Raw genomic sequence first — 12,318 nt, 5'->3', positions numbered from 1 at the left:
GGAGTACCTCATGCAAACGCGCACCCTTGGCCATAGTGGTCTCAACGTCTCCGCCCTCGGCTTCGGCTGCATGGGCCTCAACTTCGGCTACGGCCCCGGCCCGGGCAAGCAGGAGGCCATTCAACTCATCCGCGAGGCGTTCGACGCTGGCGTGACCTTCTTCGACACCGCCGAGACCTATGGCCCGTTCACCAACGAGGAACTGGTTGGCGAGGCGCTGGCACCGATTCGCGACAACGTGGTCATTGCCACCAAGTTCGGATTCAAGGATGGCGATTCGAAAACTGGCATGGACAGCCGGCCAGAGCGTATCCGGGCCGTTGCCGATGCCTCGCTCAAACGTCTCCGGACCGATCGTATTGACTTGTTCTATCAGCATCGCGTCGATCCCAACGTGTCGATGGAAGACGTGGCCGGTACCGTCAAGGAGCTGATTGCGGAAGGCAAGGTCAAGCACTTCGGCCTGTCGGAAGCGGGCGCGCAGTCGATCCGTCGCGCGCATGCGGTGCAACCGGTCGCTGCGCTGCAAAGCGAGTATTCGCTGTGGTGGCGCGAACCCGAGCAGGACGTGCTGCCGATGTGCGAGGAACTGGGCATCGGCTTCGTCCCGTTCAGCCCGCTCGGCAAGGGCTTTCTCACCGGCAAGATCGACGCGAGCACGTCGTTCGCCAAGGACGACTTCCGCAACATCGTGCCGCGCTTCTCGCCCGAGGCGCGCCAGGCCAACCAGACACTGGTCGATCTGCTCGGCAGGATCGCTGCCGCCAAGCAGGCGACGCCCGCGCAGATCGCACTTGCGTGGCTGCTTGCGCAGAAGCCGTGGATCGTGCCGATTCCGGGCACCACCAAGCGGCATCGCCTGCTGGAAAACATCGGCAGTGCGGCGATCGACATGGATAAGGACGAACTGCGCCAGATCGAAGACGCCGTGGCGCAGATCCAGGTACAGGGCGATCGCTATCCAGCCCATCTCGCCGCACGCGCGGGCAAGTAAACAAACAGGATCCATGAGGCAACCCGATGGCAATCACTGAAGTAGCGCAGCGCAATCACGACCAACTGTTTCCCAACCACGTCTCCACACTGAAGGTCACCGACCCCGAGTTGATCGAGATCTTCGACAACTGGGCCTTCGATGAAGTCATCGAGGCCACCGAGATGGATGTTCGTCTGCGCCTGATGGTTCAACTGGCGGCCTTGATCGCCTGCCAGGCGGTGAACGAATACAGCGTCATGCTGGGCGGCGCGCTCAACGTCGGCGTGACGCCGGTGGAGGCCAGGGAAATCCTTTATCAGGCCGTGCCTTATGTGGGCATGGCCAAGGCATTCGATTTCCTGCATGGCACCAATGAGGTGTTCAAGAGTCGCGGCATAGCGTTGCCGCTGCCGGAGCAATCGACCACGACGGCAGCAACCCGGTTCGAAAAAGGTCTGGCAGCGCAGAAGCAGATGTTCGGTGATCGCATCGATGCGATGGTTGCGCAGTCGCCGAAGGATCAGCTGCACATCCAGCGCTTTCTCTCGGCTAACTGCTTTGGCGACTACTACACACGCAACGGCCTGGACTTGCGGACACGCGAGCTGCTGACGTTCGCCATTCTCGCGTCCCTCGGCGGCTGCGAACCGCAGCTGGCCGGTCACGTCGTGGGGAATCTGGCCGTCGGCAACGACCGCCAAATACTTATCGCCACCATCACGCAGCTTTTGCCCTTCATCGGTTATCCACGCACATTGAATGCGCTGAGGGTGATCAACGAGGGCACATCGGCCTGAGCAAGCTGGACTGATCAAACATGAGCGGAGCCTCCTGAAGCCTCGAGGGGCTCCGTGTTCGCATTCTGCACATCAAGCATCATCTACAGGAACATTGACCATGGAAATCATCCGCAACGGCTCGCAGCCCTCCGTCACCGGACCGGCCGAGTACTTCACCGGCAAGGTCCGCATCGATTCGCCGTTCAAGGGCATCGGTGGCGCGAACGTGTCCGGCGCCATCGTGACCTTCGAGCCGGGCGCGCGCAGCGCCTGGCATACCCATCCGCTGGGGCAGATCCTGATCGTCACCGCCGGCAAGGGCTGGACCCAGTGCGAAGGCGGCCCGATCGTGGAGATCAACGCCGGCGACATCATCTGCTGCCCGTCGAACCACCGGCATTGGCACGGCGCCACACCGACCACCGCGATGACCCACATCGCCGTCCAGGAAGCGAAGGACGGCAAGGTAGTCGAATGGATGGAGAAGGTGACCGATGAGGAATATCTTGTAGGGCCGGCTCCCTGATTTTGTTCAACCCTCCCCCAGCAAGGAAAACCCCATGACCACCAAAGCCTACGGCGCACATGCCGCCGACAAGCCGCTGCAATCCATCGACATCGAGCGTCGTGCACCCGGCCCGCAGGATGTGCAGATCGATATCGCCTATTGCGGCGTCTGCCACTCCGACCTGCATACCGTGCGCTCCGAGTGGGGCGGCACACTGTATCCCTGCGTGCCCGGCCACGAGATCGTTGGCCATGTCAGCGCCGTCGGCAGCGCCGTGACCGGCTTCAAGGTCGGCGACACCGTAGGCGTGGGCTGCCTGGTGGGAAGCTGCCAGCATTGTGCGGCCTGCGACGAGGGGCTGGAGCAGTATTGCGAGAACGGTTTCGTCGGCACCTACAATGGCCCGACCCCGGATGCGCCCGGGCACACGCTGGGCGGCTATTCGCAGCGCATCGTGGTTGATAAAAAGTTCGTGCTGAAGATCCGCCATCCTGAATCGCAGCTCGCCGCGGTCGCGCCGCTGCTGTGCGCGGGCATCACCACCTACTCGCCGCTACGGCACTGGAAGGTCGGCCCCGGCAGCAAGGTCGGCGTGGTTGGCATCGGCGGACTGGGCCATATGGGCGTGAAGCTCGCGCATGCCATGGGCGCTCACGTGGTGGCGTTCACCACCTCGGAAAGCAAGCGCCAAGCTGCACTGGACCTGGGCGCGGACGAGGTGGTGGTTTCGCGCAACGCTGACGAGATGAAGGCGCACGCCAACAGCTTCGACTTCATCCTTAACACCGTAGCCGCCAGCCATTCGCTGGATGCGTTCACCGGCCTCCTCAAGCGCGACGGCACACTGGTGCTGGTCGGCGTGCCGGAGCATCCGCATCCGTCGCCGAGCGTGGCCAACCTGATCTTCAAGCGCCGGGCGATCGCCGGCTCGCTGATCGGCGGCATCGCCGAAACGCAGGAGATGCTGGATTTCTGCGCGGAAAAGGGCATCGTCTCCGACATCGAGATGATCCCGGTACAGAAGATCGACGAGGCCTACGACCGCATGGTGAAGGGTGACGTGAAGTACCGCTTCGTGATCGACAATGCGTCGCTGGCCAAGTGAGGGCTCACTAAGCAATAAAGAGGGCCGCTGGATGCGGCCCTCTTTTTGTCTCTTCACGGATCGAGCCGAGCACAAAGCAACTTCTCGATCCATAACTGCGCCGGAAACGACTCAGGCGCGCAAGTCGGCTATTTCTTTGCCGGGCTTTTCTTTGCCGGATGCCGGGCCGTTTTGGCCGTGCTCTTTTTTGCCGCGATAGGCTTGGCATTCTTCGAAGCAGGCGCCTTCTTGACGCTGCTCTTCTTGGTCGCGGGCTTTTTCGCGGCTGTCGCGGCCTTCGGCTTCTTCGATACCGGTGCGGCTTTCGCAACAGGTTTTTTTGCGGACTTGGCTGATCGAGTGGCCTTCTTCGCAATCACCGTCTTCGCAGCCGCATCAGTATGTGCGGCTTCGTTACCCTTGTGCGCAAACAGCTTAGGCGTCCAGGCATTCTGGAAATGCGCCACCATGTCCCTGAAGACTTCACTCTGCTCCTGCATCAACGAAAACAGGTCGTGCTTTTTCGACTTGTCCTTCTTGTGCGATTTGTCTTTGCTCATGATCGGGCCTCAGCAGTGGTGTGGGCCCACTGTAACCGAGGTTGGGCTGATCCTGCTTGCTATTGGCCGAAGAAGATCAGGCATTCAATTACGTCGTCAACTCCAAATCAGGGCAATCAATATCACCGTTCACTCCGTACGAATCGCGACCACGGGTGGCACCTTGGCGGCAAAGCGTGCCGGTCCCCATACGGCCAGTTGACCGAGCAGCCACAACAGCAGCGCACCCAGTAGTGGTACGTAAAGCGGCATGCGTGGCAATTCATAGACATGCATCAGGCCGAGATTCGCTAGGAACGCCAGCAACGCGCCGAGCAAGATGCCGCCGCTGACGATCAGGAAATTCTCGGCATGGAAGTAGCGCAGGATATCGCCCGTCGTGGCGCCGAGCGAACGGCGGATGCCGATCTGTCTGCGCCGCTGGCTGACCCAGAAACTGCTCAACCCCACGATGCCGCCTGCGGTAGCCAGTAGCAGCAATCCGCTGAGGATGCTCATCAGCAACGCCACGCTACGATCCTCTGCATAGGCGCGCTCACGTACCTGGGCCATGGTAACGATGCCATCTTTGAGATCGATGATGCGTACGCCGCTGCGCTCCTGCAGCGCTTTCAGCGTTGCAGCGATCACCGGTTTCATGGCGGTGGAGTCGGTACGCACCAGATACACGACACCCGCTGGATCGAGATAATGCGTCGGGACCAGCACGGTATAGCGGTCCAGGCGATCCGATTGTTTGAGTGGCCCCTGCAGGCTGGCGAGGATACCGATGATGGCGGCAGGCCCATCCGGCAGGTATACCGTCTTGCCCAGGGCCGAACCATCGGGAAACAGCTGATCGGCAAGACTGCGGGTGACGATGATGCTGGCAGGAGACATCTTTTCGTTGGGGCCGCTGACGGTGATTTCATCGGGACGAAAATTGCGCCCAGCGACCAGCGATATACCCAGCGTATCGATCGCATGCCCGTCCGAAGCAAAGAACGTGACCAATTGCCCGTGCGTCTTCTGGTCCGGCTTGAGCTTCAGTCGCAGGATGATGTCGTCTTTGAACCCGCCCAGTGGAAACCCCTGGCTGGGGAATGCGTCACGCACGCCTGCGACATGACGCAGGGACTCCAGGTCGGCGCGAATATTCGCATCGATCTGGGCCGCAGTCTGACCCAATTTCCAACCATTGCGGATCACGAAGAGATGAGCTTCGTCCGTGCTGGTAGGGCGCGACAGGTGGACGATGCGCGTTGACACGATAAACAGTGCGTTGGATGCCACCGCCAGCGTCAGCGCCACCTGCAGGACGATGAGCGCGGTGGCCACCTTGTGTCGACCCAATGCAGCAATGATTGGCCGCAGCTGCATGAATGTCCTGGTGAATGCCATGAAGGGAACCTCAATTGATCTTGATTTGCCAGGCGGGCTGGGTTTGCGCCGCGCGCCAGGTCGGGTACAGGGCGGAAACCACCGTGGCAGCGATGGCGAGCAGCACGGTCAGTGCGATCAGCGAGGTATCGGCATGCACGAGGCGTGCAATGTTCGGCTCGAAAAGTGCTCCGGCACCCCATACACCCAGCAGCGTCAGTGCCACGCCGAGCAGGCCGCCGACGAAACCCATGCTGGCCGCCTCGATCAGGAACTGCCGGTAGATGGCCGTTCGCGAAGCGCCGAGGGCGCGGCGAACGCCGATTTCCGGTGCCCGCCGCATGAATCGGGCAAGCATGAGCCCGACGACGTTGACCAGGACAATCAGCAGAAAGCTGGCAGACACCAGGATAGACAAGCTGGATGCCCTGGGCGTGACCTGCAAGAACGTCAGCCAGTCCGTCAGATTGCGCAGGCGTATGTTGGGCGGCCAGGAGAATCGCCCGAGGCGTTGCTGTTCCGCGGCATAGTGGCGCAAATATTCGCGGTAACTATCCACGTCGGCGGGTGTCGCCAGCTCCACCCAAGCAACGATCCGGTCACATTCGCTGTGCAGGTAGGCATCCCAGTTGGACTCATCAAAAGCCTGCGAATCCGTCGGGCACAATGAGAATGTGCTGTCCTTCTTCATGTCGGTCGCGCGGGTGAACGGGATGTAGATGTCCCCCACGTCATCGAATGGGCGCACGTCATCGCCAAGGTCAAAAAAGCGAGGCCTCGGGTTCCAGTCCTCCAGCACACCGCCGATCCGGAAGAGTTGGCCATCCAGCCGGATCTCCTGTCCAACACTGTTATGTCCGCCAAACAGCGCTTCGTTCAAGTGCCGACTGATGACCGCCACCGTGGCGTGCTGGGCATCGTCATCTGCCGTCCACCCGCTGCCAAAGCGGAAAGGCACGTCGAACATGGAGAAGAAATCGGCGGTTACCGCGTCGCCTGTTTCGGTCATGGCGGGAACCGATGGATTATCCGATTCCACTTGCCATTTCGTGGGATAGAGCAGTGTTTGCCGGCTGGCTTTGTGGGCATGCCACAACGCCATCGCATCCATGTAGCTCAGTGTTTCATTGGGTTCGCCAAGGTAGTTGTAGGACGGACCAATATTGTCAATCAGCGGCACGTAAAGCCGGGATGACTTGCCGGGGAGCGGGTCGCTCGTGGTCGCACGGAACACGGCATAGCTCACCATGCAGGCCGACACCCCGAAAGCCAGCAGCACGATCACCAGCGCGGTCAAAGCCTTGCTTCGCGCGCTGCTTCGCAACGCCAACACAACGTAATACCCCCACATAACGCTCCCCTGTGATGTCACTCGATAGTTGGAAGATGCTCGATGTATCGAGCGCCCCATCATCCATGTGTCATCGCCAATGCGATGCCCACGCCAGTGCTGAGCACCATCAACGCTGTGAGTACCGGATTACGCTGAGTCTGCGTAGTGCGAGATCAAGTAGTAGCTGAACAATGTAATGCCCCTCGGATGGTACACACTGCCGCACCCAAGCCCCTTTCTGGTTGAAGCGAATATCGTGCCAGCTATGCGATAAGCATTTTTCGATGTTCTTTCAGCCTGTTATAAATCATCGCGGCGCGCGCCTTCTGTCCGCGGACAGAGGGCGGACACTGCGGGGACACCGCGAGGCGTGTTTATGCTGGTGTGCCGTGCGTCATCTGCACCGCCCGGTTTCCACACATTCGGTGAATACCTTGTTGACGGGGTCGTTTGCGCGGTCTCATAGCGGAGGCGGGCGTTGAACTCGCGACCGGTGATGTGGCGTTGCGTTACAGGCCTCCTCCGAGAACGGACGGTCGCGAATGTCGACTCGGGGTGGCGGATTCAACCGGTGGATGCAGTCATTCCATAAACAGCCGGTTTTGAGTCAGCCGATATGGCTCCAGGCCTGCACCGCTTCCGCGAACGCCAGGCAATCCGCGAACCGGTTGTACAGCGGTGCGGGGGAGATGCGGATCACGTCGGGTTCGCGCCAGTCGCCGATGATGCCGTGTTCCATCAAGTACTCGAACAATGCACGGCCGCGCTCGCGGCCACCGATCACACGGATCGACAACTGGGCGCCGCGACGTTCCGATTCGGCGGGTGTCACCACGTCCAGCACGTTCTCCAGCTGCGTGCGCACCAGCCACTCGAGATAACCGGTGAGCTGTAGCGACTTCTCGCGCAGGCGCGCCATGCCGGCGCGTCGGAAGATTTCCAGCGAGACGCGCAGCGGCGCCAGCGCGAGGATGGGCGGGTTGGACAATTGCCAGCCGTCCGCGCCGGCGGTCGGCACGAACTCCGGGCCCATCTGAAAGCGGGTGTTCTTATCGTGGCCCCACCATCCGGCAAAGCGTGGCAGCACAGCCTTGGCATGGCGCTCGTGCACGAACGCGCCGCCGACTGCGCCGGGACCACTGTTAAGGTATTTGTAGCTGCACCAGATGGCGAAGTCGGCACCACTGTCGTGCAATTGCAGCGGCAGGTTGCCGACGGCGTGGGCGAGGTCGAAACTCACGGTGCAACCATGTTGGTGTGCAAGTTCGGTGATGGCTTTGAGGTCAAGTGCCTGGCCGCTTCGATATTGCACGCCGGGGAGCATCACCAGTGCGATGCGCGAACCGTGCTCGGCCAACACGCGTTCGATCGCTGCCAGCGAGATGGTGCCGTTCGGCTCGTCGCCCTGCAGTTCGATCAGTGAAAGTGCAGGGCTGAAGCCGTGGAAGCGGATCTGCGATTCCACCGCATAGCGGTCGGTGGGGAAGGCGCCAGCTTCGATCAGGATCGCATGGCGTTCAGGCGTGGGGCGATAGAAGCTCACCATCATCAGGTGCAGGTTTACCCCGAGGGTATTCATCGCGACGACTTCGGAGGGCTGCGCGCCGACTACTTCGGCAAGGCCGTCACGCACGAACTCGTGGTAATCCATCCACGGCAGGCGGCCCTTGAAGTGGCCTTCCACACCCAGTTCGCCCCAGTAGTCCAGCTCCGCATTGACGGCTTCGCGTACGGCGCGTGGCTGCAAACCCAGCGAATTGCCGCAGAAGTACACACTGTCGTGGCCCTCGTGCGGCGGGATCAGGAACTCGTCGCGGAACGCGCCCAACGGGTCGGCGGCGTCCTGGGCGTGGGCCCAGTCGAGGTTGGCTTCGTAGGCTGGAAACATCGAGCGATCTCTTCGGGGATGTGGGTTCCACTCCCTGGCTTGTCCGAAAGGGGGACTCCTTTCGGTCGCTGGGGGGAGGAGCCGATGCGTGGCTTACTTCAAGCGTGCGGCGATTGCAGCGCAGCCCTTGTCGAACTCGGCTTTCCATCCAGCGCCGGCGAGGCTCTCCACAGGGCGCATGCAGCGCAGCTGGATCGCATGGCCGTTCTTGAACCAGTAGTGCTCGACGTAGTTGAACTGGGCGCCGTTTTCCTGTGCGGTATACAGGTTGCTGTTCGGCGGCGGCAGCATGGCGGCAGCCTTGTAGCCAGGGAGCGCAAGCGCTTGTGCGGTGGCATCGCTCTTGAACTGATTGAAGGCATTCACGTCGGCGGCCTGGGCCACGGTGACGGTGATACGGGCGAGGCTGGTCTTGCCGGTGGCCGACGGGTCGGGCACCTGGAACACGCGTGTTTCAGGATCGCCCTGGGTTTCCATGATGTCCAGCCAGCTATCCGGCGTGCTGAAACTCACGCTGCCATCGGCCATGCTGACATCGGTGGCATGGACGCGACCTGCCAGCAGCAGGGTGGTGGCCAGGGCCGTGGCGATAATGGCGGTGCTGCGCAGGAAACTCATGCTGACTCCAGGGAGGTGTTGTCGGGTGCGAAGCGATGCCTGGGCAAGCCCAGCCATTCCAGTGCGGTGCCGTGAAACAGTCGGGCGCGGTTGACCTCGTTCAGGCCCAGCGCTTCGATGCCACTGCCGGGTTCCTGTTCGCCCAACGGGAAAGGATAGTCGGTGCCAAGCATCACCTGATCGACGCCCGTCACATCCAGCAGATAGCGCAGCGCCAGATCGTCGTGCACGCAAGAGTCGAAATAGAAGCGTTTGAGGTATTCGCGCGGATTGCGTGGATTGTCGGTGGCGACCAGGTCCGGACGCATCTTGAAGCCGTGCTCGATGCGGCCGATCGTCGAGGGGAAGCTGCCGCCGCCATGCGCCAGCATCACGCGCAGCTTCGGCAGCCGCTCCAGCACACCACCAAACGCAAGGCAGCAGGCGGCTCGCGACTGTTCGGCCGGCATGCCGACCAGCCACGGCATCCAGTACTTGGGCATCGTCGACGCACCCATCATGTCCCACGGGTGCACCAGCACCGCGGCACCGAGATCGGCGGCTGCCTCGAAGAACGGGAACAGCTCCGGCGCATCCAGGTTCCATTCGCCGCAATGCGAACCGACCTGCACGCCTTGCAGACCAAGCTCGTCGATGCAACGTTCCAGCTCGCGGATCGCCAGATCAGGTGCCTGTAGCGGCACCGTGCCGATGCCGGCGTAGTGGCGCGGATAATCGCGGCAGATGCCGGCCATGTGGTTGTTCAGATGACGGTGCAACTCCAGCGCCTGGTGACCCGGTGCCCAGTATGAGAACAGCACCGGCACGGTGGAGATCACCTGCACGTCGACGCCGAAACGGGCGTAGTCGTCGATGCGCGTCTGCGGATCAAACGCCGAATCCCACACCTCGCGGAAGAACCGGCTGTCCTTGTAGATGCGGTGGCGCCCATCGGTATGCGTCATCACCGGAAAGCGGTCGTCACCGTACTTGGCTGCCAGATTTGGCCAGTCGCGGGGCAGGATGTGTGCGTGGGAATCGATCTTGAGCATCCACGCAGTGTAAAACCTCTGCGGGTCGGCGTCGTGCTGCAGTCGCACGATGGTGGCCGGGTTCGCAACTCAGGGCTGGGCGTGGCTGCGCCGAGGTTCGGTGTTGGATTCCTGCTGCGCACGATTGACCACATGCGCCAGCGTGTTGACGTTGTCGACCAGGCGGTCACTGAGCCGCGCCAACGATTCGGCGGCGGCGCGGTCATCGGCACCCTCTAGCAGGGCTACCAGTGTGCGTTGCCGGGTACGCAGGTCTGGCAGCGTGTCCATGCCGCGCTGTTCGCGCAACGCCGTGGCGATGGCCTGCACGGTGTTGGCGCACTGCTCCACGAAGTGCCTGATCTCAGCCGGTGCGGGCAGCGTGGCGAGATCGTCAACCATCGCTTCCAGGGTCATCGCGGTGCGTGCCAGTCGATTGCCATTGGCGAACAGGGTACGGGCCAGCGCGAGCAGTTCCGGTGGCGTGGCCGGTTCGCTGCGCATGCGGTCGAGCGAAGCCTGTGCATTGGTGCGGGCGGTACGGGCTGCGCTGCGTGTCTCGTGGTGAGCGTTGCGCTGGTCCGGTCGCGCCAGTGCGCGCAGGTAGCTGGCATAGGCATCAAGCATCACGGCCAACGCAGCACGTGCCCGGCCGCGCTCCCAGGTCGGCCACGCCACATACGCGAGCAAGGCCATGCCGCAGCCGAGGGCGGTGTTGATCACCCGATCCACCACGGCGGCGCTGGAGCCAACGCCTTCGTAGGAAAGCAGGATCACCACGGTGCCGGTCAGTGCGGCCACCGCAATGCCGTAATGCGCCGTGGCCAGGTAGCGGAACGCCATGCACAGCACGGCCATCAGCGCGAGATGTGCCCATGGCTCGCTCGGGGTGAAGTGCAGCAGTGCCGTGGTGAGCACCAACCCGAGCACGGTGCCGAGCACGCGCAGCAGGCCGAAATTGAAGGTGGCGGCAAAGTCCGGTCGCAGCACGATCGCCGCGGTCATCGGCAACCAGTAGCCGTGCGGCAGCTGCAATAGTCGCGAAATCCACAGTGCAGCACTGAGGCAGACGGCCATGCGCAAGGCATGCCGGAATGCCACCGATCGTGGGGTGAGGCTGGCGCGCAGCGTGGCCCAGGCGGAACTGCTGCGCAGCGCCTTGGGCAGGCGGGTTTCCGCCGCGCTGGCACGCAGCTCGCCGCGGCTGCCGGCCCAATCGGCGTTGCGCACCGCCGCGGCCAGCTGGCCGGAGAGGGCGTGGATATGCGCGGCCAGGCTACCCGTGCTGGTGCTGCCATCAAGCAGGGCGCGTTCGCTGGCTTGCAGGGTTTGCAACGCACGCGCCGCCTGTTCGGGTGATTCACCCTGTTCCAGTGCACCGGCGATCGCGGCAAGCACACGGGCCGCATCATCGCGGAACATCGCGTGGGCGGCCGGGTTGGCATGCAACTCGGCCATCGCGGTGAGCTCCAGCCGGATGCGTTCGGCCAGCTCCAGCAAAACGCCGAAGGCCTCCATCGCACGACCATGGGCGCGATGCTCACCCAACAGGGTCTGCTGCAGGGTGGTCATCGCTTCGGTCAGAGCCGGTACGTCGGCGTCGTCATGCTTCTGCTGTCTGGCCAGTATGGCAAGCCCGGCATATACCTTGGCCAGCGCATGCCGCTCCGGCAAATAGCGGTGCCATGGCCACGCTGCCAACGAGAACAGGGTAAGCAGCAGGCCACCGCAGAAAATCAACGCGGCGCCGCTCAATGCGCCGACCAGCGAAGTCGGCGTCGATGCAGTGACCACCAGCAGGATCATGCTGGTCATGCCGACCCGTGCGGTATCGGTACCGAACACCACCAGGAGGCCACCGAAGAAACCACAGGCGGCCGTGGCCAGCAGCATCGGCAGCAACTGAGCGCCGATCAGCAGGCCGCACAGCGAAGCAAGCCCCGCCGCCAGCGAGGCAAGCAGCAGCTGGCGCAAGCGCTGGCGATAGGGCCCGGGCTGATCGGAGAACATCGTATCCAGCGCGCCAGCGCCGATAGCCAACCCAATCTCCGTGTGTCCCGTAGCCAGCCCGATGCCCAGCGGCAGTATCACCGCGGCGGTGTTGCGCAATACCACCTGCCACGGCACGTCCGGCCGCTTGATCGCGGTCAGGCTTTCGATCGCATGGGCGCTTAGCGAATAACCGCTGGAGGGCATGGGGCGA

General features: G+C 62.6%; 11 protein-coding genes. 4 read left to right on the top strand and 7 right to left on the bottom strand.

From position 1 onward, the window contains the following. Positions 1-10 precede the first annotated feature (10 nt). From GSQ75_RS06275 to GSQ75_RS06260, 4 genes are all read left to right on the top strand, one after another. Entirely contained in the window at positions 11-994 is a 984-nt protein-coding gene (locus GSQ75_RS06275; protein WP_158753596.1) for an aldo/keto reductase, read from the top strand. A gap of 26 nt (positions 995-1,020) precedes the next feature. Further along, positions 1,021-1,773, top strand: coding sequence for a carboxymuconolactone decarboxylase family protein (locus GSQ75_RS06270; RefSeq protein WP_158753595.1), 753 nt, complete (start codon positions 1,021-1,023; stop codon positions 1,771-1,773). Between the two features lie 100 nt (positions 1,774-1,873). After that, positions 1,874-2,281 (top strand): cupin domain-containing protein, encoded by a 408-nt coding sequence (locus GSQ75_RS06265; RefSeq protein WP_158753594.1) that lies wholly within the window; start codon positions 1,874-1,876, stop codon positions 2,279-2,281. Positions 2,282-2,315: 34 nt separating this feature from the next. Beyond that, the gene (locus GSQ75_RS06260) at positions 2,316-3,368 is read left to right on the top strand and encodes an NAD(P)-dependent alcohol dehydrogenase (RefSeq protein WP_158753593.1); all 1,053 of its coding nucleotides are present in this window, start codon (positions 2,316-2,318) and stop codon (positions 3,366-3,368) included. A 128-nt stretch (positions 3,369-3,496) separates the two neighbouring features. Here the strand turns inward: GSQ75_RS06260 and GSQ75_RS19155 are convergent, their stop codons facing one another. The 7 genes from GSQ75_RS19155 to GSQ75_RS06225 all read right to left on the bottom strand — a co-directional run bounded on the left by GSQ75_RS19155 (position 3,497) and on the right by GSQ75_RS06225 (position 12,311). Next, positions 3,497-3,907 carry a hypothetical protein gene (locus GSQ75_RS19155; RefSeq protein ID WP_254058457.1) on the bottom strand — a complete coding sequence of 137 codons (411 nt, stop codon included), beginning with the start codon at positions 3,905-3,907 and terminating at the stop codon, positions 3,497-3,499. 129 nt (positions 3,908-4,036) lie between these two features. Then, positions 4,037-5,287 carry an FtsX-like permease family protein gene (locus GSQ75_RS06250; RefSeq protein WP_158753591.1) on the bottom strand — a complete coding sequence of 417 codons (1,251 nt, stop codon included), beginning with the start codon at positions 5,285-5,287 and terminating at the stop codon, positions 4,037-4,039. 10 nt (positions 5,288-5,297) lie between these two features. Further along, on the bottom strand, positions 5,298-6,563 hold the full coding sequence (locus GSQ75_RS06245; RefSeq protein WP_343160912.1) for an ABC transporter permease: 1,266 nt from the start codon (positions 6,561-6,563) through the stop codon (positions 5,298-5,300). Between the two features lie 643 nt (positions 6,564-7,206). Beyond that, positions 7,207-8,487: a kynureninase gene (gene kynU / locus GSQ75_RS06240; RefSeq protein ID WP_158753590.1), complete on the bottom strand. Its 1,281-nt coding sequence runs from the start codon at positions 8,485-8,487 to the stop codon at positions 7,207-7,209. Positions 8,488-8,580: 93 nt separating this feature from the next. Beyond that, positions 8,581-9,105 carry a hypothetical protein gene (locus tag GSQ75_RS06235; protein ID WP_158753589.1) on the bottom strand — a complete coding sequence of 175 codons (525 nt, stop codon included), beginning with the start codon at positions 9,103-9,105 and terminating at the stop codon, positions 8,581-8,583. Then, positions 9,102-10,136: an amidohydrolase family protein gene (locus GSQ75_RS06230; protein ID WP_158753588.1), complete on the bottom strand. Its 1,035-nt coding sequence runs from the start codon at positions 10,134-10,136 to the stop codon at positions 9,102-9,104. The genes GSQ75_RS06235 and GSQ75_RS06230 overlap by 4 nt, the downstream gene beginning before the upstream one ends. 69 nt (positions 10,137-10,205) lie before the next feature. After that, entirely contained in the window at positions 10,206-12,311 is a 2,106-nt protein-coding gene (locus GSQ75_RS06225; protein WP_158753587.1) for an FUSC family protein, read from the bottom strand. Positions 12,312-12,318: the final 7 nt, after the last annotated feature.

The sequence above is a fragment of the Dyella sp. S184 genome (genome assembly GCF_009766065.1).
Classification (GTDB): Bacteria; Pseudomonadota; Gammaproteobacteria; order Xanthomonadales; family Rhodanobacteraceae; genus Rhodanobacter.
Note: the sequence above shows the minus strand (reverse complement) of the source record. Positions and strands in the feature narration are given on the sequence as shown.

What these genes read in the sequence shown, in the direction of transcription:
- GSQ75_RS06275 (WP_158753596.1), top strand. Translation starts at nt 11, where the DNA reads ATGCAAACGCGCACCCTTGGCCATAGTGGTCTCAACGTCTCCGCCCTC.
- GSQ75_RS06270 (WP_158753595.1), top strand. Translation starts at nt 1,021, where the DNA reads ATGGCAATCACTGAAGTAGCGCAGCGCAATCACGACCAACTGTTTCCC.
- GSQ75_RS06265 (WP_158753594.1), top strand. Translation starts at nt 1,874, where the DNA reads ATGGAAATCATCCGCAACGGCTCGCAGCCCTCCGTCACCGGACCGGCC.
- GSQ75_RS06260 (WP_158753593.1), top strand. Translation starts at nt 2,316, where the DNA reads ATGACCACCAAAGCCTACGGCGCACATGCCGCCGACAAGCCGCTGCAA.
- GSQ75_RS19155 (WP_254058457.1), bottom strand. Translation starts at nt 3,907, where the DNA reads ATGAGCAAAGACAAATCGCACAAGAAGGACAAGTCGAAAAAGCACGAC.
- GSQ75_RS06250 (WP_158753591.1), bottom strand. Translation starts at nt 5,287, where the DNA reads ATGGCATTCACCAGGACATTCATGCAGCTGCGGCCAATCATTGCTGCA.
- kynU (WP_158753590.1), bottom strand. Translation starts at nt 8,487, where the DNA reads ATGTTTCCAGCCTACGAAGCCAACCTCGACTGGGCCCACGCCCAGGAC.
- GSQ75_RS06235 (WP_158753589.1), bottom strand. Translation starts at nt 9,105, where the DNA reads ATGAGTTTCCTGCGCAGCACCGCCATTATCGCCACGGCCCTGGCCACC.
- GSQ75_RS06230 (WP_158753588.1), bottom strand. Translation starts at nt 10,136, where the DNA reads ATGCTCAAGATCGATTCCCACGCACACATCCTGCCCCGCGACTGGCCA.
- GSQ75_RS06225 (WP_158753587.1), bottom strand. Translation starts at nt 12,311, where the DNA reads ATGCCCTCCAGCGGTTATTCGCTAAGCGCCCATGCGATCGAAAGCCTG.